The sequence below is a fragment of the Arthrobacter oryzae genome (assembly GCF_030718995.1).
Lineage (GTDB): Bacteria > Actinomycetota > Actinomycetes > Actinomycetales > Micrococcaceae > Arthrobacter > Arthrobacter oryzae_C.
Map to the genome: position 1 here is coordinate 586,198 of NZ_CP132204.1, position 21,142 is coordinate 607,339.

General features: G+C 65.5%; 20 protein-coding genes and 1 pseudogene. 12 read left to right on the forward strand and 9 right to left on the reverse strand.

Features of this window, described 5'->3' with window-relative positions; translation table 11 throughout:
- The first annotated feature begins 179 nt into the window (after window positions 1–179).
- The 3 genes from Q8Z05_RS02730 (at window position 180) to Q8Z05_RS02740 (ending at window position 3,979) form a co-directional block, all read left to right on the forward strand.
- A complete protein-coding gene (locus Q8Z05_RS02730) occupies window positions 180–1,475 on the forward strand; it encodes an amino acid permease (protein ID WP_305941971.1) in 1,296 nt (431 codons plus the stop codon).
- Window positions 1,476–1,543: 68 nt separating this feature from the next.
- Complete coding sequence (locus Q8Z05_RS02735; RefSeq protein WP_305943466.1) at window positions 1,544–2,908, forward strand: TrkH family potassium uptake protein; 1,365 nt, start codon at window positions 1,544–1,546, stop codon at window positions 2,906–2,908.
- A 675-nt stretch (window positions 2,909–3,583) separates the two neighbouring features.
- Window positions 3,584–3,979 (forward strand): hypothetical protein, encoded by a 396-nt coding sequence (locus tag Q8Z05_RS02740; RefSeq protein ID WP_305941972.1) that lies wholly within the window; start codon window positions 3,584–3,586, stop codon window positions 3,977–3,979.
- Here the strand turns inward: Q8Z05_RS02740 and Q8Z05_RS21435 are convergent.
- Entirely contained in the window at window positions 3,897–4,091 is a 195-nt protein-coding gene (locus tag Q8Z05_RS21435; protein WP_371745916.1) for a glycosyltransferase, read from the reverse strand. The genes Q8Z05_RS02740 and Q8Z05_RS21435 overlap by 83 nt on opposite strands.
- A 7-nt stretch (window positions 4,092–4,098) precedes the next feature.
- Window positions 4,099–4,332 (reverse strand): zinc-ribbon domain-containing protein, encoded by a 234-nt coding sequence (locus tag Q8Z05_RS02745; protein WP_305941973.1) that lies wholly within the window; start codon window positions 4,330–4,332, stop codon window positions 4,099–4,101.
- Window positions 4,333–4,495: 163 nt separating this feature from the next.
- Here Q8Z05_RS02745 and Q8Z05_RS02750 point away from each other — a divergent pair, with 163 nt between their 5' ends.
- The 3 genes from Q8Z05_RS02750 to Q8Z05_RS02760 all read left to right on the forward strand — a co-directional run bounded on the left by Q8Z05_RS02750 (window position 4,496) and on the right by Q8Z05_RS02760 (window position 7,180).
- On the forward strand, window positions 4,496–4,993 hold the full coding sequence (locus Q8Z05_RS02750; protein WP_305941974.1) for a MarR family winged helix-turn-helix transcriptional regulator: 498 nt from the start codon (window positions 4,496–4,498) through the stop codon (window positions 4,991–4,993).
- Between the two features lie 170 nt (window positions 4,994–5,163).
- Entirely contained in the window at window positions 5,164–5,640 is a 477-nt protein-coding gene (locus Q8Z05_RS02755) for a hypothetical protein (protein WP_305941975.1), read from the forward strand.
- A gap of 163 nt (window positions 5,641–5,803) precedes the next feature.
- Window positions 5,804–7,180, forward strand: coding sequence for a hypothetical protein (locus tag Q8Z05_RS02760; protein ID WP_305941976.1), 1,377 nt, complete (start codon window positions 5,804–5,806; stop codon window positions 7,178–7,180).
- Window positions 7,181–7,227: 47 nt separating this feature from the next.
- Here Q8Z05_RS02760 and Q8Z05_RS02765 read toward each other — a convergent pair whose 3' ends face one another.
- On the reverse strand, window positions 7,228–7,785 hold the full coding sequence (locus Q8Z05_RS02765) for a hypothetical protein (RefSeq protein WP_305941977.1): 558 nt from the start codon (window positions 7,783–7,785) through the stop codon (window positions 7,228–7,230).
- A 468-nt stretch (window positions 7,786–8,253) separates the two neighbouring features.
- Between Q8Z05_RS02765 and Q8Z05_RS02770 the strand changes: the two genes are divergently transcribed.
- The 4 genes from Q8Z05_RS02770 (at window position 8,254) to Q8Z05_RS02785 (ending at window position 11,892) form a co-directional block, all read left to right on the forward strand.
- Window positions 8,254–8,778, forward strand: coding sequence for a hypothetical protein (locus Q8Z05_RS02770; protein ID WP_305941978.1), 525 nt, complete (start codon window positions 8,254–8,256; stop codon window positions 8,776–8,778).
- A gap of 124 nt (window positions 8,779–8,902) precedes the next feature.
- Window positions 8,903–9,985: a hypothetical protein gene (locus tag Q8Z05_RS02775; RefSeq protein ID WP_305941979.1), complete on the forward strand. Its 1,083-nt coding sequence runs from the start codon at window positions 8,903–8,905 to the stop codon at window positions 9,983–9,985.
- Window positions 9,986–10,040: 55 nt separating this feature from the next.
- Window positions 10,041–11,522 carry a sensor domain-containing phosphodiesterase gene (locus tag Q8Z05_RS02780; RefSeq protein ID WP_305941980.1) on the forward strand — a complete coding sequence of 494 codons (1,482 nt, stop codon included), beginning with the start codon at window positions 10,041–10,043 and terminating at the stop codon, window positions 11,520–11,522.
- Window positions 11,506–11,892 carry an Hpt domain-containing protein gene (locus tag Q8Z05_RS02785; protein WP_305941981.1) on the forward strand — a complete coding sequence of 129 codons (387 nt, stop codon included), beginning with the start codon at window positions 11,506–11,508 and terminating at the stop codon, window positions 11,890–11,892. The genes Q8Z05_RS02780 and Q8Z05_RS02785 overlap by 17 nt, the downstream gene beginning before the upstream one ends.
- Before the next feature lie 17 nt (window positions 11,893–11,909).
- Here the strand turns inward: Q8Z05_RS02785 and Q8Z05_RS02790 are convergent.
- The 3 genes and pseudogenes from Q8Z05_RS02790 to Q8Z05_RS02800 form a co-directional block, all read right to left on the reverse strand.
- A pseudogene (locus Q8Z05_RS02790) lies at window positions 11,910–12,287 on the reverse strand (response regulator transcription factor); the annotation flags it as partial.
- A gap of 242 nt (window positions 12,288–12,529) precedes the next feature.
- Window positions 12,530–12,667: a hypothetical protein gene (locus Q8Z05_RS02795; protein ID WP_305941982.1), complete on the reverse strand. Its 138-nt coding sequence runs from the start codon at window positions 12,665–12,667 to the stop codon at window positions 12,530–12,532.
- 184 nt (window positions 12,668–12,851) lie between these two features.
- Window positions 12,852–13,016: a hypothetical protein gene (locus Q8Z05_RS02800; protein WP_305941983.1), complete on the reverse strand. Its 165-nt coding sequence runs from the start codon at window positions 13,014–13,016 to the stop codon at window positions 12,852–12,854.
- 388 nt (window positions 13,017–13,404) lie between these two features.
- Between Q8Z05_RS02800 and Q8Z05_RS02805 the strand changes: the two genes are divergently transcribed.
- Window positions 13,405–13,953: a hypothetical protein gene (locus Q8Z05_RS02805; RefSeq protein WP_305941984.1), complete on the forward strand. Its 549-nt coding sequence runs from the start codon at window positions 13,405–13,407 to the stop codon at window positions 13,951–13,953.
- A gap of 61 nt (window positions 13,954–14,014) precedes the next feature.
- Here the strand turns inward: Q8Z05_RS02805 and Q8Z05_RS02810 are convergent, their stop codons facing one another.
- The 3 genes from Q8Z05_RS02810 to Q8Z05_RS02820 form a co-directional block, all read right to left on the reverse strand.
- Complete coding sequence (locus Q8Z05_RS02810) at window positions 14,015–14,584, reverse strand: DUF6919 domain-containing protein (RefSeq protein WP_305941985.1); 570 nt, start codon at window positions 14,582–14,584, stop codon at window positions 14,015–14,017.
- A gap of 128 nt (window positions 14,585–14,712) precedes the next feature.
- The gene (locus tag Q8Z05_RS02815; RefSeq protein ID WP_305941986.1) at window positions 14,713–17,229 is read right to left on the reverse strand and encodes a S8 family serine peptidase; all 2,517 of its coding nucleotides are present in this window, start codon (window positions 17,227–17,229) and stop codon (window positions 14,713–14,715) included.
- A gap of 177 nt (window positions 17,230–17,406) precedes the next feature.
- Window positions 17,407–20,133 carry a S8 family serine peptidase gene (locus tag Q8Z05_RS02820; protein WP_305941987.1) on the reverse strand — a complete coding sequence of 909 codons (2,727 nt, stop codon included), beginning with the start codon at window positions 20,131–20,133 and terminating at the stop codon, window positions 17,407–17,409.
- A 511-nt stretch (window positions 20,134–20,644) separates the two neighbouring features.
- Between Q8Z05_RS02820 and Q8Z05_RS02825 the strand changes: the two genes are divergently transcribed.
- Entirely contained in the window at window positions 20,645–21,067 is a 423-nt protein-coding gene (locus Q8Z05_RS02825) for a hypothetical protein (RefSeq protein WP_305941988.1), read from the forward strand.
- The last annotated feature ends 75 nt before the right edge of the window (window positions 21,068–21,142 follow it).

Consider the following 21,142-nt stretch of genomic DNA (forward strand, 5'->3'; position numbering starts at 1 on the left):
ATGTTCTCGGCAGTCCTGCCGGGCCAGGGACCGGTGCAGGCAGGGCGGACCGACCAAGGGAAAGGGACCATCCGATGCCGGCACCTGACAAGGTAGCACCAAGGCGCGGCCTCACCGGTGCACTCCATTCCCGGACCGCACTACTGCTGGCATTCTCTTTTGCCGTGATGGCAGACCCTGTGTCTTCAGTCGCTTACGCCATCGAAGCAGCTCTTCGGGCCCTGAACGGTGACCTGGCTTTGCTCGTGCCCACAATGGTTCTCGTCGTGGCAATCATTGCCCTGGTGATCCTCAATTACCGGCAACTGGTAATCCGGTACCCGCAGGGCGGCGGCGCCTCGGCAGCAGTCGGCGAAGCTTTCGGGGACCGGTGGTCCTTCATCCCGATCGGCGCGCTGGTGGTGGACTTCGTCCTCACGATCGCGATCAGCGTCTCGGCCGGGGCATCTGCGGCGATCGCTTACTTTCCCGTCCTGGCGCCGTGGCGGCTGATACTGGCACTGGCCCTGGTCATCCTCGTCGGGGCAGCGACGTGGTTCGGGCACCTGGGACGGCTGGTGTTCGCCGCTATGACCGTGGCATTCATCATCGTCTCCGCCCTCGTCCTCCTCTACGGCCTCGGCGCCACACCCCAACAAGTGGGAACCATCACCGACGCACCGGGACACCCTCCGATCATCGCCGTCGTCTTGGCCTTCCCCGTGGCCATGGCCCTGGCCACGGGCGTGGAAGCACCGTCTTCGGCAATCGCCCAGCTGGGCCAGCTCGATGATGCCGGCCGGAGCCACTTCGGGAGAATCACGCTATGGCTGACTCTCGGCATCGTCGGCTCGATCACGCTCGGCCTAACGCTCGAAGCGGCACACCTGCAGGTCGGCATCCCACCCGAGGACAGCACCCAGATCGCAGAACTTGCCCGGCTGGCCGCCCCCGAACCGGTCTTCGCCGCCTTCCAGCTCGTGACCGCCCTGCTGCTTCTCTCCGCCGCAAGCTCGTCGTTCCAGGCAGGCCCCGGCCTCCTCAAGGCCCTCGCCCGCCACACCAACCGACAAGGCGATGCTGTCGGCATCCTTCCTCCCCCACTGGGACGCACAAACACCCACCACACCCCGTACTGGGGTGTGGCGCTGTTCATCGCGATGGCATGTGCCGTCACCGCCTTAGCTGGCGGCGTCGACCAGGAACTTGTGCTCTATTACGCTGTGTCAGTTTTTCTGAGTTTCCTCGCTGGTCTGCTTTCCATGGCGATCTTCTCCCACCGGGACGGCCGCCGCGGCTACCTCATCATGAACATTGCAGGCGCCGCAGTGGTGGCGTTCACCCTGATCGCCAACCTCTCCCGGGGCCTGCCGATTATCAGTCTGGCCGCAGCCCTGATCATCGCAGCCGTCCTGTACGGGGCGTGGGTCAGCGCCGGCCGCCCGCGCGGCATCCGCAACGTCGAGGCAGAAGCTGAAACCGAGGAGACGTCCTAGTGAGCACCCGCACCGGCAAACCAAAAGACCCGCAGTTCCGTCAGGACAAGCAACGAAACGGAGGACGGCTGCAGCCACGGATCAAAGCCCAGGGCGACAGCGTCGGACGTGGGCTGCTGCATCCCGTCCGGTCAGTGCCTCTGGCGTTCCTCGGCGTGATCCTCCTGGGCTCCGGACTCCTCATGCTCCCCGCCGCGCGCACGGCTGCGGACGCGGACCCTGTACTCCCCGCGCTGTTCACCGCCGTCTCCGCCGTCTGCGTCACAGGCCTGATCACAGTCGACACCCCCACATTCTGGACGCCCTTCGGCCACGCCGTGATCCTTGGACTGATTCAAGTCGGCGGATTCGGCATCATGACCCTGGCAACCTTGCTGGCACTGCTCGTACGCAAGAGCATCGGGCTCCGGGGCCAGCTCGTCGCTCAGTCCGAAACACACACCCTGAACTTCGGCGACGTCCGCTCCGTCCTGTTCCGGGTGGCCAGGATCATGATCGCTTTCGAAGCAGTCACAGCTGTCTTACTCTCCGTCCGCTTCTGGTTTGCCTACGAAGGCAATCCAGGCACCGCCCTCTGGTACGGGACGTTTCACGCTGTTTCGGCGTTCAACAACGCCGGTTTTGCCCTCTACAGCGACAGCCTGATCGGTTTCGCCGACGACCCCTGGATCATCATCCCTGTCTGCTTGGCAGTGATCGCCGGAGGGCTAGGATTCCCTGTACTCATCGCCCTCCTCAGGGGCGGCGTCAGGATGAAAGACTGGACCGTCCACCTGCGCCTGACCGTCTACGGCACGCTGCTGCTCCTGGCCGCCGGGTTCGCACTCTTCGGTGCCTTTGAATGGAACCGCGATGAAACTCTGGGCCCCATGACGTTGGGCGGGAAACTACTGGCAACCCTGGCTGGCAGCGTCTTTCCCCGCACGGCAGGGTTCAACACCATCGACTACGCCTCCGCAGCCCCGGAAACCCTTATGGTCACCAACATCCTGATGTTCATTGGCGGCGGCAGCGCCGGTACCGCCGGCGGCATCAAGATCACCACGTTCCTGGTTCTCGGATTCGCCATCTGGAACGAGATCCGGGGCCGTGAACACGTGACCATCGCCCACCGCTCCATCAGCTCCTCCGCCCAACGCCAGGCCCTCTCAGTTGCGCTCCTTGGAGTCGCCGCCGTCGTCATCGGCACACTGCTCCTCCTGATGTTCACGGACCACAGCCTCGAGAAAGTCCTCTTCGAATCAATATCCGCATTCGCCACCGTCGGTGTCAGCACCGGGATCACTTACGACCTGCCCGCCAGCGCGCAATGGGTACTTATGGTTCTCATGTTCACCGGCCGCATCGGCACCATCACCGTCGCCTCGGCACTGGCACTGTCGTCCCGCCCACGGCTATACCAACTCCCCGAAGAACGACCCATCATCGGCTAGCCCCGGGACCTTCGCACCGCTATACCCTCCAGCGCGGTCACCGCTGCGGAGATTCCGTCCTCGGCTCCTATGCGGCCGCCCAGTTCTTGGGCAGCTCGCGCCATTTCCGGATTCGTGGCGGCGGTGGCGACCGCGGTGGCCAGGCCAGCGGCTGTGAGTCGGCGTTGGGGCTGTGCCGGCGCCCCCGTGGTGCACAACAGCTGCCATACGGGGGAACAATTTCAGGTATTCCACGTCCTCAACAACAAGCACGTCATCACCCTGTATGCGGCCGTCCAGTCCACCCCATCCCGCGCCGATGACCAAGCGTTTCCCCGCCCGTCGTGCGGCTTCCAACACGAGGGCGGTAGTGCGCGCGGGGTCCCGGCATGACATTGAGCCGAATCCGATGAACACCGGAGGGTCGCCAGCATCGAGGAATTCCTCGACCTGCGGCGGGAGGGCCTCGTCCGAGAGCGGAAGGAACCAGTAGCCGGTGGTGTGCACGGTGTCCGGCCAGTCCGCTGGCGGGGCAGCACCGAGGGACTGAACGCGTGCAGCACCGGAGCATGGCCGCTGTCCGGTCGGCGCAGCGGGTCGTGCCGTCCGCGCCGGCGCGGAAGCCCCAGGGTGTCCTCGCGCCACCGGTCAACCACCCGGCCGAAGATTGCCGCAGGGGCCTTCATCCCCAGGAATGTGGCCCGATTAGCCGCGGCAGGCAGCCAGGACGGCATGGGCGCGCCCGGCCAGGGAAACTCCCTGGTGGGCACGTACATCGGTATCGGCAGAGCCAGCACCGCCGGGATGTCCAGCTTCTCGGCAACGTGCTGCCCGGCGATGATCTGGCCGTTATGCACCACAAGATCCGCTCCGGCGCCCGCTCCGTGCGATGCGACCTCCCAGCAGTCGGCCAGCAATTCGGTGAACATCGCCGGCATAGTCCGCACCTGCTGCAGCCGCGCGCGCAAACCGCCTTCGATCACTTCGCCTGCCGCCGCCGGGTCGTCCATCAGCCGCATCGGGCCGTCGTCCACGCCCGCGAACGGCACGCCTTGGCCGGCAGCGAACCCTCGAACCGTTGCGGCGCGGTGAGTACAACTTCGTGCCCTGCGGCCATTAAACCCCGTGCCAGCGCTATGAACGGCTGGACATCACCGCGCGTCCCCAGTGTCATGATCAATACCTTCATCGGTACATCTTTCATTCACCGCCTACCGGCGGGCCAGTGCCTTCATCCCCCTTTTCGACAGCGACGAGCGCTGCCCGCAGTTGGAGCAGGTGATGCGGTAGCTGCGGGACATGGTGAAAATCGGGATGAAGAACAGGGTGAATTTGGACGCCCTTTCTTCGAGGTACTGCTCCACGTACTGGCTGCAGTAGCGGCACGCTGAATACCGGCCGGGCAATGCGCGCACAACGGTCTTGAGGCCGAAGAGTAGGAGCATCTCTGCCTTTCTGGGGTTCTCAGCCCACGGGTGGCGAAACACCCGGATGATGCGGGTGCTTACACACCTAATAGTAATCATGCTTACTATTAGGTGGAGGCTTTACCCGCAAACCCATTACCGTGCCCCAGCAGCGGTTTCCCGGAAGGCAGGCAACAAGCACATGGCTTTGGCCCAGCAGAACAGACCGGCAGGATGGTCCACCCACCGCCTTTTGTCGACGGCGGCGCGGTTGGATGAGCGCAGGATCAACCGCAGACTCGTCGGCCTGGGGCTCACCAAATCGTCCTTCGACGCGCTGGACTGCGTGGAGGAGCTTGGCCCGGCAACCCAGAACCTGCTGGCCGATGAGCTGGGCATTACAGCCCAGAGCCTGGGCAAGATCCTGGACCGTCTCAGGGACCTGGGCCTCCTGACCAAGGAGCGCGGCGCGGGCGACGGACGCAGCAGGAGTGTCCGGCTGACGCCCCGCGGGCGGTCCGTGCTGCGGACGGCCGAGGAACTGGTCCGCGGGCTGCCCCGCCCCGAACTGGAGGCCGAGGTGGGCCTCCGGCAGCATCTGGAACAGCACATTGCCCATCTCACGGAGACACAACACGACCAGAGGCAAAAAACGGAGGCCAAGTTGGGCGCGTCACGGGATGCTCGGACCGGTTCCTGACAGCGCTTCACTCCAGGCATCGTGTTACAGCAGTTACAGAAATATCTTTGAGTGAATCTTGAGCTTTCCTTGGTTGCCGCTTGATGCAGGCCAACAAGTGTTTACCTATCGGAACCGGCCAGGTTTCGAAGGTCTGCGGATACGCCGCAAAATTTCAAGGGGAGCTTGACATGAGCAAGGTTGCTGGACGCGAAAAGCGCATTGTTATCACCACCGCGGCACTCCTGGCGGTCGGCGGAGGTGCGGCCTTTGCATACTGGAGCGCTATGGGCCAGGGTGACGGCACCGCACAGACCGGAAACACCACGGACTTCACCATTACCAGCACCGTGACCAGCGGGGGGCCTCTGTCCCCCGGAGGCCCCACGCAGACGCTCACCTTCACGGTTACCAACCCCGGCTCGGGAGTCCAGAAGCTGTCCGCTGTTAACGTCACCGTGGCCGACACGGAAGGCACGCTGTGGGATTCCGGCAGCGGTTGCTCCTCTGCGGATTTTGCGCTTGGCACCCCCGCACTGACGGCCACAGAGATTCCCGCAGGCGGGACCGCCTCCGGAACGGTGACGCTGCAGATGAAGGACCGCGCAGGGATTAACCAGAACGGCTGCAAGAACGTCACTGTGCCCCTTCACTTCGTCGCCAGCTGACAAAGGAACGGCATACCAGCACTCCTCAATACGCCATGTTGACTCCCCAACGGTGAACGTGGCACCCCCTACCACCCCCTGAGCCAATGTCGAGAAGGTGCGAATGTCCGGCAGGCGCAACACCAGTTCCCCCGGAAGCCCACGGTGCTTCCGGCGGGGGCTGGTGCTGTTTCACCGCCGGTTTGGCCGGGGCATCCTGGCGGGCGCCGCCATGATGGCCACGGCCCTCCTGGGCGCTACGGCCGCGGCCGCCTACTGGCCAGGAATAGGTACGGGGAATACGACGGCGGCTGTCGCCACCCTCGCCCCACCCACCGGTGTGACGGTACCGGCTGCCAGCGCTACCAACGTTGCCGTGAGCTGGACCGCATCGGGGGGAGTCATCGCACCCACCGGCTACTACGTTGCCCGCATAGCCGACGCCACTTCAATTCCGGCTTGCGGCAGCAGCCCCTCTGCCCTCATCACCGGCACCAGCTGCGAGGACTCCTCCGTTCCGGACGGCACGTACAAGTACGTCGTTACGGCAGTGCACCGCACCTGGACAGCGGTCAGCACCGCAAGTGGAAACGTCATCGTCAACAACATGGACACCATCAATTTCTCAACCCAGCCGGCCGGTAGTACAACGGCAGGCTCTTCCCTACAAGCCTTAACAGTGGAGCTTCGGACTGCCTTGGGGCTCAAATTAATGAAGCCCGGCGTCCAAGTGACTATCGGCATGGGAAACAATCCGGGCGGCGGCACCCTGGCCGGCACTCTGACCGCCACCACGAACCTGTTCGGTGAGGCCACGTTCACCGGACTCTCCGTGGACAAAGCCGGCAGCGGCTACAGCCTGCTCGCTTCCAGCCCGGGATACGCGGGCGCCGGGAGCAGCAGTTTCGCCATCACCGCGGCCGCGGCCAGCAAGCTGGTGATCACCAACGCCGCGCCGCCCAGCGGTTCAGCTTCCGCGGTTGCCAATATCGGTCCCGTCACGGTGGAGCGCCAGGACGCCTACGGAAATCCCGTAGCCACAGGCGGCACCGCGCTCACTCTTACGCTCAGCTCGGATTCCAGCGGGACCACGGTCTTCGCCGCAACGGCAGGCGGCGCAGCCGTCGGCACTGTGGCCATCCAAGCGGGCGCCTCCTCGGCGTCGTTCTTCTATGGCGACACCAAGTCCGGGTCGCACGGCATCGCCGCAACCTCGACATATCTGGGCACGGCGACGACCCAAGTCATGGTGACAGCGGCAGCTGCCGCCAAGTTGACTTTCGGACAGCAGCCTACGAATACGGCCGCGGGCCAGAAGATTGCGCCCTTTACGGTGCTGGTGCTTGACCAGTTTGGAAACCTGCAAACTTCAAGCAACGCCGCAGTGACCATAGACAAGACCGCCAAGCGGGGCAACCTGGGCGGAACCCTGATCCAGGGCGCGGTCGGGGGCGTGGCCACCTTCAGCGAACTCTCCGCCAACCCGGCCGGTACATATACGCTGATCGCCACGAGCCCCGGACTCGTTTCCGTAACCAGCTCGGCGTTCACGGCGGGCTAACGCCTCGAAGCGTCCGAGGGGCGGCTCGGCCATGATTGCCGCCTTGGTTAGGACACGGAGTACGTCAGCGTTGCAGTGTACGTGTCCACCATGGCGTCTTCGGGCACATTAACCCTCAGTTCCGCGTTCCAGCTAGCGGCATTGTTGCCAGACACGCCGGCGGCAGCCTGAATAACGCGGGGCATTGAGAGATCGGTTGCCGAGGATGCCGTCACGGCTGCGGTGCCGGTGGTTGTTGCCGCCGTCGGCGTGTAGGCGGCTCCGGCGGCGGAAAGACGGTCTCCGGTCGTTGTGCCTGTGAAGTCGGTAAGGGTAACCGTGGCACTCCAGCCGATGGTCCCGGCGCGATTGTCAGCAACCGTAATGTCGCGGATTGTGACGGCGGCGTCGACGCCGGGATCGGGAACAGCAAGGGCTACAACTGCAGGAGCAGAACTGAGGCCCAGCGAACCTGACGTAACGGTGACGGTGGCCCGGCTGTCCGCCGCGGTAGCCGGCAGCGCCGGCCCGGCAACCGTCGCCGCCGAGCAGACAAAGGCAAGTGACGCGCGGAGAATCCTGGAAAGCCCGGGGGCACCCCGCCTGGAGCAAGCCTGTGGTTGCATGAGAGCCCCCGAGTCCTGGTGAGGCCTGGGGCTGGCAGTCCCAGCCCGGGCGCTTCACAGATTTATCATCTGCGGACTCTGACGGTGAGACCTACGGAGACCGTTGATTTCAGGCTGTCATGCGGCATTATGCCGCGACAACACTCGCCGGTACCCGACTTTCACCTTAAAGGAGTGGGCAAAAGTACTTGGGTTCAAGCAGGGTACTCGCGTGCAAGACCCACAGGCCTGCCATGGGAAACCACATGAAGAAGCGCAGTTGCCGCAGGATCGCCACAACTCCCAGACAGTCGGCTGAGGATTATCCCAGTTTATCCATAGGATGGATGAATTCGGCCAGAGCTGCGGCTACTTTGGATTTACCGGGGAAACCTGCTGGGGATCCCGCAGCATCGTCTAGAAGCAGGCGAATGGTCCTTGCCCGGGAAAATCCACGAAACATCCTCACCGAAGCAAAGGTCTCAACCCATGCGACACATCACCCGTGTATCCCTCGCCATCGCCGCCTCCGCCACCCTGGCCGGCTCCCTCGCCCTTCCGGCCTCCGCCGCCGACACGACTGCAACGTCTGCAACCGTCCAGATCGAGGCCGGCTCCCTGGCCATCTCTGCTCCGCTCGGCGCGAGCCTCAGCGCTCTGACTCCCGGCGGAAGTGCTGCTGCAACACTGACCGGTATTGAGGTCATCGATACCCGCGCCGGCACCGGTAACTGGGCCGCTTCAGTCGCCCTGACCGATTTCGTCGGAGCGACCCCCACCAACATCATCCCGGCGACCGCCGCCACCTACACCCCTGCTGTCGCAGTTGAAAGCGGGACCTCCACCGTTGCTCCGAGCACGCAGTCGGATCTGACTGTGGCTAAGCCGGTCCAGTCAGCAACCGGGGTAGTTGGCAACAACACCGCCACGTGGGATGCCAGCCTCAGCGTAATCGCGCCGCCGAACGCGTTGGCCGACGTCTACACGGCGACGCTGACCCACTCGGTCCTCTAAACCGGACACCCACAAAATGAACCGGGTTCCGGGGTGCCTGCCATGCGGGGGGCACCCCGGAACGGCCCCGGTTCCCGGCAGTCATACTTCCCTACGAACCCGAGGTCCCGTTTTGCGCTTCCTGATGACTGTGTTTGCGATGATCCTCCTCGCACTCTCCCAAGCCGGCGCCGCCACTGCAGCGCCCGTGGCAGGTCTGCCTGTAGCCACGCCGTTGACCGCCACGCCTGCCCCGACGCCCGCACCCGGAGGAGTTGGTATCCGGCTGCTCGATATCCCGGCGAGCACTAAGGATGATCCCCGTGCGCGGACCTACATCATTGACCGGCTCGCACCCGGCAGCGAGATCAGCCGCCGCATCCAAGTGGAGAACAACACCCGCGCCGCACAGTCCGTGCGTCTCTACTCCGGCGCAGCGCACATCGACGGCGGATCTTTCATCGGCGAAGACGCCGGCGTCAAGAACGATCTCAGCACTTGGACAACAGTCGCCCAACCGCAGGTCGAGCTTGCGGCAGGGGCATCGGCCGAGGTCCTGGTTACGATCAAGGTTCCCTCTGACGCCGCAGAAGGGGAGCAGTACGGTGCAATCTGGGCCGAAGTCCGGAGCGCGGGCGGTAAGGGTGGCGTCGTGCAGGCGAACAGGGCAGGCATCCGTGTCTACCTCTCCGTCGGTCCCGGCAACGGCAAACCGGCCGACTTTACTATCTCGGCCCTGACCCCTGCCCGTGGTGCCGAGGGCAACCCGCAGCTCAGCGCCCTGGTGACCAACACCGGCGGCCGGGCTCTGGACGTCTCGGGCGAACTCAGCCTCACAGCCGGGCCGGGAGGGCTCTCCGCCGGGCCGTTTGCCGTCCAGCAGGCCACCACCATCGCGCCCGGTAACTCCCAGAATGTCACCTTCACGCTGCCCGGGGAGGTCCCCAACGGCCCCTGGACTGCCCAGGTTCGGCTCAAGAGCGGCCTGCTGGAACGCCAGGCATCCGCGCCGGTCACGTTCCCGGATGCCGGCCCCGGAGAAGCTGTTACGCCCGTTCAGGGGGACGGCGATGAGTGGCTGCCCCTCATCGCCATAGCGGGCACCATCCTTGTCCTCCTCGCCCTTGGTATCTTCCTCTTCCTTGCGAGGCGCAAGCGCCGACGCCTGGACACCCCGGCCCCCGGCACTCGCCGCAGCCAGCGTCAGAACGCCAATGTCACCCGATAGGGGTGTCCGGGGCCTGTCCTCCCGACTTCCGAAGGCTGGCCGCGAGGACGCGGGCGTGGAATACCTGAAGTTCTCCGCGGTCACCGGGCGCGCTCTGCCGGGCAACCTCCACCAAAACCCATCAGGACAACGCACGTTTGTCTGCCTGTTCGCTGCCTTGGTGGCCTTCGCGCTGGCCGCCGCGGCGGGTCTGATCCTGGTCCCCACAGCGCTGTTCCATCATCCGGAGCTTCAGGTTGCGGCCGGAAGCCTTGCCCTGGCAGTGGTCGCCGCCACCTTATGTGGAACCTTCCACTATGTCCGCGCCACCCGCCGGGACATGATGCTGGGCCGGGGAGCAGTGCACCTCATTGACACCGTCCTGTCCACTAGCCAGGAATGGCTCTGGGCAGTGGACGAACAGACAAACTTCACGTTCTCCAGCCGTGCCAGCCTGACGCTCCTTGGCTACACGCCGGGTGAACTGCTCGGCCAACCATGCGAGCTGGTGATGGACCTGGAGGATCTGGCCCGGGCCCAGCAGTCCATCGCGGCAGTGCACGGTACAGACGGGTCCGCCTGGGAGGGCCTGATCGTCCGCTGCCGGCATCGCGACGGCAGCCCGGTTTGGGTTGAAGCGTCCGGAAGGGTCCGCCGCTCTGCAGACGGCACACGTGCCGGGTCCGAAGGGACCAGCCGGCGCCTGGCACCCAGTACCGCGAAGGAAGCTGCCACGAACGCCAGCAGAACGCGCATCCGGGACATTATCAGCCAGCAGCGGCTGCTGACCGCATTCCAGCCGATTCATGATATTTCCGCCGGGCGTGTTATCGGCGTTGAGGCGCTCTCACGGTTCGTGGACGACGACGGCGCCAGCGCCGACTCCTGGTTCCAGGAGGCCCTCGCGGTGGGGTGTGCGACGGAGTTGGAGTTCGCGGCCCTGGAGACTGGCCTCAAGGCTGCCGAACAGCTGCCCTTGAACCTCTATGTTTCCCTGAATATCTCCCCGGAGACCTGCTTGGACCCCCGGCTGCCCGGGCTATTAGGTGACTCGCCCGTACCTTCGGACCGTATTGTCCTGGAACTGACTGAACGTCTCCAAGTCGAGGACTACGGCCCGCTTGCCGCGGCGCTGGAACCCTTGCGGCGCCGCGGCGTCCGCATCGCCGTGGACGATGCCGGCTCGGGGTTCGCCTCCATGCGCCATATCCTTCGTCTCCGGCCGGACATCATCAAACTGGACCGCAGCCTCATCGCCGGAATCTCGGACCACGCCGGACAACACGCCCTCGGCGCAGCAATGGTGGAATTCGCGAAACAGATCAATGCCACGATCGTGGCCGAAGGCATCGAAACGACCGACGAACTCGCGGCCGTCACTCGTCTCGGAATGTTTGCCGCTCAGGGCTACCTGCTCGGCAGGCCCTCTATCCAGCCAGCGGACTGGGCATCATGGCTGCCGGAGGATAACGCTGTCGGCAGCTCCGCACATCAAAATCGCCCAAAAACCTCCACGAGGTCCCTGGACGGAGGCCGCATTCATGACACTCGGAGGTAGCACCGTGGGCGGGGACCTGCCCTTGCTGGATCCCACCGTCCTTCGCGATCTGGAGGAACAGCTGGGCGGCCCGGAAATCGTCTTCGCTTTTGCCCGGGATTACGCCAGTCTGTGGATCCAGCGGCACCAAAAGATAGCGGCCGCGGTGAAGCGTGCGGACCGTGATCAAGCCCTTGACGCGGTAATCAGCCTGAAAGTCTCGTCTGCCATGGCCGGCGGAACGCGCATCACCTGGCTCGCAGAGGCACTTGAGGCACTCATACGCGCCGGGGACTTCTCGGCCGGACTGACGCTTTTGGGGGCCGTCAAATACCAGGGCTCTGCAACCGTGGAGGAACTGCAGAGCACCTACCTCATGAGCGCCGGTTAGCCGCCAAAGCCTGCAGCGATCTCCGGCCTTGCCCGGCGCAACATGGCCGATATCCGAGCCCGCAGTTCCTGTGGCCGGAATGGTTTGGTGATGAAGTCGTCGGCTCCGCCTTGCAGGGCTGCCAGCTGGTCAGCTTCCTCAGTCCTGCCCGTGAGGACCACAACGTAGGCGGTGCTGAACTGTCGGATGCGCCGCAGAACCTCGAGCCCGTCAATGTCCGGAAGCCCGATATCCAAAATCACCACCATGGGTTGTTTATCCCTGACGGCTTCCACTCCCTCGCGGCCGTCCGAGGCTGTATGGACTGCAAATCCGCCCTGGAGAAACAAGGCCTCCAAAAGGTTGCGCACGTCGTCGTCGTCTTCTATGACTACAGCCACGCTTGGATCGCTCATGGCACCCTCACTCAAGTGGGCAGTCCGCGCTGGCCCAGCACCACCGCGGCGTACATGCCACAGTTTCCAAGCTACAAGGAACGGGTCCGTTTGCCTACCCCTCCGGAGGTGCCCTGGTTCGGGCTATCCCCGGAACAGCGCCACAGCCACGACGCCCGCGGTCACCACGAGGAGTACGCCGAGCAGCACGTAGCCGCGCCATTTGGGGCCGGAGCGGTGCGGGTTGATATCTACATAGGGCATTACGGGCGCACCTTCACAGGAACGGGCTTCGCTGCGGAGCCGCGCTTAAGGCGGAGCGCAACGTACAAAGCGGTAAACGGAATGACCAGGGTTCCCATCAGGGCACAGAGCGCCACGGCATAATCGGTCAGGGACATGAGAATACCTCCAAGATGCGCCGGTGTGATCGAGGCTGGCACGCCATGTGGGACGTCATCCCACTAACAGCCGGCAACGAGCGTGAGGATCCCCCATAGTCGGATCGGTCACTACCCTAGTGGGGCGAGGTCAAGTTTGTCCAATTCCGTAAACCCCTCGACAAGTCTTGTCAACTAGCGGCGGCTAGGGCTGGAATCCGCTGGGGTCGTGCAACCCCGGGGCAAAGGTGATGCGCGGCTCCGGGGGCATGTTCTGCTGGTCCAGCCAGGATCGGGCGGGGTACGGATCATCAGCGACGATGTTCCTCGCCACAAAGCGGCGGAACGCTTCCTTAATGGCTCTCATCATGCACTTACGCTAAAGGCCGGCAACTCTTCTAGACAGAGTGGTCTGTACTCGTCTTTGTCGGGTTTAACCACTCGGTTAGGGCGAATTGCAGTACTTGTTTGTCACGGATTCACAAAATACCGTTAGCCGGCATTTCAGGAACGGATTTATCCCGAATTCCGCCGAGACTGAAACATTTTTCCGAGCATCTAGCGCCGGTTTCGCGCGGAGGAGCATACTTTTAACGCCGCCCCAATCGATGGATGTTTTCCAACCGGACGGCCCATTTCACCGGCAGTGCCCACCGGGCCGGCCGGCATCCTGGCGAAGGCGGGGCATCCCGCTTCCGCGCTTCGCGTCCCTTTCCGAACACAGAAAATCTCGGGTCTCAGAGGGTTGGAAGAAGAAAATGAGGAATCGCACCACAACAGGACTGATGTCCATGGTCGCCGCGGCCGTACTGGCCGTGGGGCTGGCACCCGGCACCGCCGTCGCCCATGATGATGGCCACGGGCGCGGCGGCGACTCGGACAAGAGTGACGACTGGCGCAAGAGTTCCGAGCAGCGCAAGCTGGTACGGACCCTGCGGAGCGTCACTGCCGATTACCACCGGCTGCAGAACGCGATCGATGACGGCTACGAGAAAGCCAGCGAATGCGTCGAAAAGGCGGACGGCAGCGGGGCCATGGGCTTCCACTACCTGAAGAAGGACCTGCTGGACGACAAGACCCAGGCCCGCAAGCCCGAGGTCCTCGTCTACATGCCCAACGATCACGGGCGCATGAAGCTGGTGGCAGTGGAGTTCCTGTCCACGGCAGCGGAGGCCCCCGAAATCGCAGGACTCGAGTTCGAGAAGGGCCCGTTCCCGGGTTCCTGGGCCCGGCACGCCTGGGTGTGGAAGGACAACCCGGACGGGATGTTCGCGGCATACAACCCCGCCCACAGCTGTCCGAAGTAGAAGGGCGCAGGCAGCGGAACGCTAGTACCGGATCACTAGTACCGGATCACCGCGAGGGGCCTCAGCCCTTCGCGGTGATCAGTGCCTTCTGCAGCAGGGGAACCAGCTTGCTGTTCCTGCCCCAGACGGGGTCGAAGATCTGTAGCTCCCAGCACTCGGCCAGTGCTTTGGCCAGGATGTCGTTGGTCCAGTCCGTGTAGGTCTCGTGGGCGTAGGAGGGTCCGCCGGAGCTGCCCAGCCAGGTGAACTCCCTGGCCCCTTCCAGGGTCACGCAGATCTGTCCGCTGCCCGATTCGCCCGGAGGGAACACCATCACCACCAGGTCCGTTTCCACCAGCACCGCCGAGATGACGGCTGCGGACTGCTCGGTGCAGCGGCCGGTCACGAAGGCCCGCTGCCCGTGACCGCCGGACACGTCCTTCCCGGGCTGGGAGTCGTCCGTGAGGAAGCCGAGCCGGTTGATGGCGGCCAGGGCCTGGCTCAGGGGGCCGTTCTCTCCGGCGTACTGTGGCGTGGCATAGCCGGGCACGTAGCTGAGCGAGCCCTCCAGCCAGCGCGCGGTCAGTTCACAAGCGCCTTCGAGCGTGGTGCAGTTGCGCCACGCATCCTCGTCGGGGACACCTTCAAACATGCAGAGTCTCCTTTTGATCCCCCATTGGTAACTAGCAGAATGTATCACTGCTCACACTGTTTATGCTCTGTCACTTCCGTAACAAGGCGGTGCGCAGGCCCTGGAATGCCGGCATCACGATGCCGTCGTCAGGACCTGGTGGCGTAGCGGTACATGAAGGCGGCCATCTGGTCACGCAGGATGGACACCGACGGCCGGAAGGTCTGGGTGCCGTCCCCTTCGCTCCAGCCCCTGGAGATGCCGGTCTTCCACACCCAGGAAATCTCCCGGTAGAACGGGTGGCCCGGGGCGACGTCCGCAAAGGGCGGCTGCGCCAGCGGCACAAAGTCGGGCGATCCCGCATGCCGGTACAGGAACGCCGCCATCTGGTCGCGGAGAACGGGTTCGGCGGGCCGGAACGTCCTGCCGCCGTCGGCCTCGGTCCATCCGCGGCTGATGCCGGCCGCGGAGAGCCAGGCGATCTCCTTGTAGAAGGCGTGCTGCGTGGAGACGTCGGTGAACGGCGATTCGGCCGGCGGGACGAAGTCCGGGCTGCCCGCCAGCCGGTAGAGGAACGCCGCCATCTGGTCGCGGTTGACGGGCTGGGCGGGGCGGTAGGTCCGGGTGCCGTCCGCTTCGGCCCAGCCTCTGCTGATTCCGGCGGCGGCCATCCAGTTGATCTCGCTGAAGAAGACGGTCTCCGGCCCTACGTCGGCGAACACCGGGCCCGGCACCACGGAGATGCCGGCGGATTCGGCGGTCGCGGTTCCGTAGCCGGACGCGGTGCCAGTGACCCGCACGCTGATGGTGGTTTCGAGGTCGGCATCGGTCAGCCGGTAGCCGGCCGAGGTGGCCCCGGCGATGGCGGTTCCGGAACGGTACCACTGGTAGGCCAGCGAGTCCGGGGCCGGTGTCCAGGTGCCTGGGACCGCGGTCAGGGTGCTGCCCACCGCGGGTGCCCCGGAGATGGTGGGCACTGCGGGTTCCAGGGCGCCCTTGAAGGCCAGGGTCCACTGGGCCGTGGCGCCGGCGGCGAGGACGTAGCCGGGTTTCGCCCGGGCCGTCACCGTGACGGTGCCGGAGCCCGGATAGGTGCCGGCTTTGACCACGGTGCCGCCCACCAGGTAGTCCACGCCTTCGGACACCGGGACCGTGTAACTGTCGTTTGCCGTGCCGTCCCGGTCCGTAAACAGGACGGCCGACGGCGTGACCACCGTGGAGGTCGAAACGCCCAGTGCTTTGCCCGCATCCAGCAGGCCGGCGCCGCATCCGCCCGGGCACGTTCCGGGCAGTGCCCGCGCGGTGTCCTTGAGCCGCTGTTCCACGGTGGCCGGGGACGCGGTCCGGCCGGAGGCGGACATCACCAGCGCGGCGGCGCCGGCCACGTGCGGGGCCGCCATGGAGGTTCCCTGCGAGTACACGTAGTTCTCGCCGGCGGGTCCGTAGGTGCCGCTGTTGAGGGTGGAGGCAATCCCGTCCTGTGCGGTCTGGGAGAAGTCGCCGCCGGGGGCGGTGAGGTCCACGGCGTCGCCGTAGTTGGAGTAAGGAGCCCGGCTGCCGCTGCGGGTGCTGGCGGCAACGGTGATCACGTTCCGGCAGTTCGCGGGGCTGGAGTCGGCCGCCGGCCGGTTCGCGTTGCCGGCGGCAACCACCACGGCTGCGCCTGCTTTGTAGGCGTAGTCGATGGCGTTCTGGTACGTGGCGGAGCAGGGGGTGATGCCGCCCAGGCTCAGGTTGATCACCTTGGCACGGTTGGTGTTGGCGGGCGCCCCGGCCACGTTTCCGCCGGCGGCCCAGATGATGGAGTCGGCAATGTCCGTGGTGTAGCCCCCGCAGGCGCCCAGGGCGCGGACGGGCAGGATCTTCGCGTCCGGGGCGACGCCGGCCACTCCCCTGCCGTTGTTCGCGACGGCGGCCACGGTGCCGGCCACGTGGGTGCCGTGCCAGGACGACGGGTCGCCCGTGGTTCCGGCGCCGCAGAGTCCGTCGGACGTCCAGTCGCCCTCGTCACGCGGGTTCGCGTCCCGCCCGTCGGAGTCACGGGCGGCGGACGCCTTGGAGATCATGTCGTAGCCCGGCAGCACGTTGGCGTTGAGGTCGCTGTGGCTGGTGATGCCGGTATCCACCACGGCGACGACGATGCCGGCACCTTTGCTGACCGGCCAGGCGGCGGGAAGGCGGATGCCTCCCGGTTCCTCCCACATGTCCCACTGCAGGGGGTAGAACGGATCGTCCGGGTCCGCCATCGGGAACATCCGGGTATCGGGCTCGGCGAAGTCCACGTCCGGGTCGGCCCGCAGGGTTTCCAGTGCCCGGTCGGCTTCGGCAGGCGTGAGGTTGCGGTCTGCCCGCACCACGCGGGCGCCGCCGGCTGTGCCGCGGACGTCCTGCACGCTCATGCCGAGGTCCTTGGCCAGCCGGCCGTACGATGCGTTCCGCTGGGCCGGACCGGCCTTCTCCTTGAACCCCACGATGAGCTGGTCCGTGGGCAGGTCCGGCGCGGTGCGCGGTGCCGCCTGCGGCGCAACGGGAAGCGGCCGCCCGTCGTCGGCCGCGGCGGGCGCCGCGAAAGGCGACATGCCCGCGATGGCGATCACCCCGGCAAGGACCAGGCGCGAGGACGCGTGCGTCCTCAGCGCGGCAAAACTTCTCAGCGCCTCAAACATTTCGGATCCTATGGTTGGTGCTTTGCCCCCACAGGGCGCGGGACCGGAGAGAGTGTCCGCGTCAGTATCAATTCTAGCAACGCGTCACTCCCTGCTCATAGGGCTACTTGGTCATCATCCGTAAAGAAGCCGAGGCGCCGCTCCCCCGCTTCCCTAGGAACGAAGCAAGGCCGGAGGCTAACGCTGCATCGCGTAGCGGTACATGAACGCGGCCATCTGGTCCCGGAGGATGGACGCGCCCGGCCGGAACGTGCGCGTGCCGTTCGCTTCCGCCCAGCCATTGCTGATCCCCTTCCAGGCCAGCCACGAAATTTCCTTGTAGAAGCCGTGGTCGGTGGAAATGTCCGCAAACTTGGACTGCGCTTCCGGCACGTAGTCGGGCGACCCGGCGTGGCGGTAGATGAAGGCCGCCATCTGGTCGCGGTTCACCGTGGTCCCCGGCCGGAACGTCCGTGACCCGTCTGCTTCCTTCCAGCCCGTGCTGATGCCCTTCCAGGCCAGCCAGGAGATCTCCCGGTAGAAGCCGTGGCTGGTGGGAATGTCCGCGAAGGGGCTCACCGCAGGCGGAACAAAGTCCGGGTTGCCGGCCAGCCGGTACAGGAACGCGGCCATCTGGTCGCGGTTCACCGGCTCGGCCGAACGGAAGGTCCGGGTGCCGTCCGGCTCGGCCCAGCCCTGGGTGATCCCGGCCGTGGCCAGCCAGTTGATCTCCGGGGCGAACGCGGTGCCGTCCGTGATGTCGCGGAAGACGGCGGTGCTGAAGGTGTGGCTCCAGGTGGCCGCGTTTCCTGCCACCAGGGTAAAGCCGGCCAGGGCCCGCGCATCCACGCGGACGAACCCGGCGCCCGGGTAGGTTCCCGCCGCCACCACCTTTCCGGCCACCAGGTATTCCACGCCCGTGGCGAAGGGCACCGTGTAGGTGTCGTTCGGGGTGCCCAGGTTGTCGGTGAACTGGACGGCGGCCGGGACGGCCCCGGTGGCTACGGCCGCGGTCTGGGCGCTGATGCGCTCGGCCGGAAGGTAGGCGTCCCTGGTGCCCGTCACGCGGACGGAGAGGGCCTTGCCCTTGTCCTCCGCGGTGACCGTGTAGGTGGCAGCCGTGGCGCCGGGGATGGGCGTGCCGGCCAGGTACCACTGGTAGGCCAGTGCCACCGGCGCCGGCTGCCACACGCCCGGGTTCGCGGTCAGGACGCCGCCGGTGATGGCCTGCCCGGAGATGACGGGGTCGTACGGCGCCGTCACCGGGACGGGCACCACCGGCGCGGTGGGTGCGGAGGTGAGGGTCACGGTGTTGCCGAAGAACCGGCTGCCGGTCACCGTGACGGTCAGCGTGCCCCCGACGTCGGCCGCCTGGACCTGGTAGCCCGCTGCCTGCGCTCCCGGGATGGCGGTGCCGTTGCGGTTCCACTGATAGGTGTGGGTGACATCGCTGGGCGTCCAGGTGCCGGCCGCGGCGGAGAGGTAATTCCCGACGGCGGCCTGGCCGCCGATGGTGGGCGTGCTTCCCGTTATTTCGGCGTCAGTTTCGAAGTCGAGTGCCGCGGCTGCGTTGAGGACGCCGCTGCCGCACGTTTTGGTGACGCAGGCCCAGGCGTACTTTGTGGCGGTGGTCTTGAGCCTGGTTTCCACGTTGGCGGGGGTGGCCAGGTCGCCCAGCCGGGCCATCAGGAGGGCGGCGAGCCCGGACGCGTGCGGGGCGGCCATGGAGGTGCCTTCGGAGACGGCGTAGGCTTCGGTGCCGGGCGTCTGGGTGCCCGTGTTGAAGGGCACCACTATTCCGTCATAGGAGGATGCCGCCAGGTCTCCGCCAGGTGCGGCGATGTCCACGGCGGGCCCGTAGTTGGAGTACGGCGCCAGGAGGCCGCTGCGGGCAACGGCGGCCACGGAGATCACGTTCTGGCAGTTGGAGGGGCTGGAGGAGGAGGCCGGCATGTCCTCGTTGCCGGCGGCGGCCACCACGGCGGCTCCGCGGGCAACGGCGAAGTTGACGGCGGCCTGGAAGGTCGGCGAGCAGGGAGCGGTGGCACCCAGGCTCAGGTTGATCACGCGGGCTGGGGTGGGATTTGCGGGCAGTCCCGTGATGCTTCCGCCGGCGGCCCAGACGACGCCGTCGGTGATGTCTGAGGAGTAGCCGCCGCATGGGCCCAGGGCGCGGACCGGCAGGATCTTCGCCTGGGGTGCCACGCCGGTGGTGCCGGTGCCGTTGTTGGAAACGGCGGCGATGATGCCGGCCACCTGGGTGCCGTGCCAGGAGGAAGGGGTTGCCGGCCAGCCCTCCCCGCACATGCCGGCCGAGGTCCAGTCGCCCGGGTCGCGCGGGCTGGGGTCGCGGCCGTTGGCGTCCCGGGTGTAGGTGGGATCGGACATCATGTCGTAGCCGGGGAGCACGTTGGCGGTCAGGTCCGAGTGGGTGGTGATCCCGGTGTCGATCACGGCCACCACCGCGCCGGCTCCCTTGGTGGCGTCCCACGCATCGCCGATGTTCATCGCGCCGGAGCCGGTGTGGAGGGCCCACTGCTGCGGGTAGTAGGGGTCGTTGGGGGTGGCTGCTGCGTACATCCGCACGTCCGGTTCAGCGTATTCGACGGCGGGATCCGCCCTAAGTGCCGCCAGTGCCTTGTCTGACTCGACGGCATCGAGCGGGCGCTCAGAGCGCAGGACGCGGGCGCCGGTGGCCGTGGCGCGGACGTCGCTCACGGCAACGCCCAGGCTGCGGGCCAGCTTGCCGTAGGACTCCGTGCGCAGGGCGGGGCCGGCAGCTGCCGGCTCCTTGAACTTCACAATGAACTGGTCCGTGGCCGAGGGGCTGGCCGGCCTGCCCGCGGAGGGAGCGGCGGGAGGCACCGGTGCATCGTCGGCCACAGCCGGGAGCGGCAGGGCCGAGCCGCACAGCAGTGCTACCACTCCGGGTATCAGAAGACGGGACGATAAACGGGTGCGCAGAAGGTGCAGCATCGCAAAATCCTTGGGGCCAGGCGTCGACCCCCCCAAGGAGCCGGACCGCGGGAAATATAGACCGCGGAATCCGCGTCAAGCTTGAGTGTAACAACGACTTTAGTAATTGCTAGGGCCTTCAGGCCTGCCCGTCAGACACGGTACAAAATACTCCTTATGGCGGCGACGTTCGTGCTGCCAGGTTGATTCTCTGGAAGCTGCCAATGACATCGCCTGCTCTGGTCTCTAATACGGCAAAGGTCTATCCTCATGCTAGGTGTCCACGCGCGGATGACGCGATGGGAGGCCAAACGAGACAGTCCAGGTAGTTGAGGACTGACCGCGTCCTGTGCTGGGGGCCGGTAGGTCGGCTTAACGACGCGCGAATGGCGCATATTCGTATGGCTAACCGCATATTGATCACATGCCATGGGCACGCGTCCGTGAAACGCGATGCCCTCGAGTCAGGCAGGTTAATGCAATGAGAACTAAGGCTATTTCTGCAATTTTTTTCGCCATGTTGTTAGGTCTAGGTGGGATCGCAACCGCCGCCCCAGCATTGGCTTCCGCTTCGGTTGTGTCCGTGAGCGACGGCCAGATTTCAGGTAAGGGAACCGCTGTTTCCGGAACCTACACGGTCACATGTTCATTCTTCGACGAAAACATAAACATCAGCATGGAGTTGAGGCAACGCACCGGGAAGACGGTCAACTCAACTAGCTTCTATGACTCCTTCCAGTGCGCGGGCGACGGCGTGCCTGTCACACGTCCGTACATATTCGCCGGCTCCTCCACAATATTCAAGCAAGGAGTTGCCACCATCACGGGCATAGCCAATGGAAACGTCTGCTGCTACTACAACGTCAATGAAGTGATAAACGAAGAGATCCAACTACTTAAGTAGAGCCAGACTAGTAACCGCACCCTGAAATGGTGGACATTCGTGGCCATCCATTCGGGGTGCGGTTTACGCCCGCCA

What these genes read in the sequence shown, in the direction of transcription:
- Q8Z05_RS02805 (WP_305941984.1), top strand. Translation starts at nt 13,405, where the DNA reads ATGAGGAATCGCACCACAACAGGACTGATGTCCATGGTCGCCGCGGCC.
- Q8Z05_RS02800 (WP_305941983.1), bottom strand. Translation starts at nt 13,016, where the DNA reads ATGATGAGAGCCATTAAGGAAGCGTTCCGCCGCTTTGTGGCGAGGAAC.
- Q8Z05_RS02810 (WP_305941985.1), bottom strand. Translation starts at nt 14,584, where the DNA reads ATGTTTGAAGGTGTCCCCGACGAGGATGCGTGGCGCAACTGCACCACG.
- Q8Z05_RS02795 (WP_305941982.1), bottom strand. Translation starts at nt 12,667, where the DNA reads ATGTCCCTGACCGATTATGCCGTGGCGCTCTGTGCCCTGATGGGAACC.
- Q8Z05_RS02765 (WP_305941977.1), bottom strand. Translation starts at nt 7,785, where the DNA reads ATGCAACCACAGGCTTGCTCCAGGCGGGGTGCCCCCGGGCTTTCCAGG.
- Q8Z05_RS02750 (WP_305941974.1), top strand. Translation starts at nt 4,496, where the DNA reads ATGGCTTTGGCCCAGCAGAACAGACCGGCAGGATGGTCCACCCACCGC.
- Q8Z05_RS02825 (WP_305941988.1), top strand. Translation starts at nt 20,645, where the DNA reads ATGAGAACTAAGGCTATTTCTGCAATTTTTTTCGCCATGTTGTTAGGT.
- Q8Z05_RS02815 (WP_305941986.1), bottom strand. Translation starts at nt 17,229, where the DNA reads ATGTTTGAGGCGCTGAGAAGTTTTGCCGCGCTGAGGACGCACGCGTCC.
- Q8Z05_RS02785 (WP_305941981.1), top strand. Translation starts at nt 11,506, where the DNA reads ATGACACTCGGAGGTAGCACCGTGGGCGGGGACCTGCCCTTGCTGGAT.
- Q8Z05_RS02755 (WP_305941975.1), top strand. Translation starts at nt 5,164, where the DNA reads ATGAGCAAGGTTGCTGGACGCGAAAAGCGCATTGTTATCACCACCGCG.
- Q8Z05_RS02745 (WP_305941973.1), bottom strand. Translation starts at nt 4,332, where the DNA reads ATGCTCCTACTCTTCGGCCTCAAGACCGTTGTGCGCGCATTGCCCGGC.
- Q8Z05_RS02775 (WP_305941979.1), top strand. Translation starts at nt 8,903, where the DNA reads ATGACTGTGTTTGCGATGATCCTCCTCGCACTCTCCCAAGCCGGCGCC.
- Q8Z05_RS02770 (WP_305941978.1), top strand. Translation starts at nt 8,254, where the DNA reads ATGCGACACATCACCCGTGTATCCCTCGCCATCGCCGCCTCCGCCACC.
- Q8Z05_RS21435 (WP_371745916.1), bottom strand. Translation starts at nt 4,091, where the DNA reads ATGAAAGATGTACCGATGAAGGTATTGATCATGACACTGGGGACGCGC.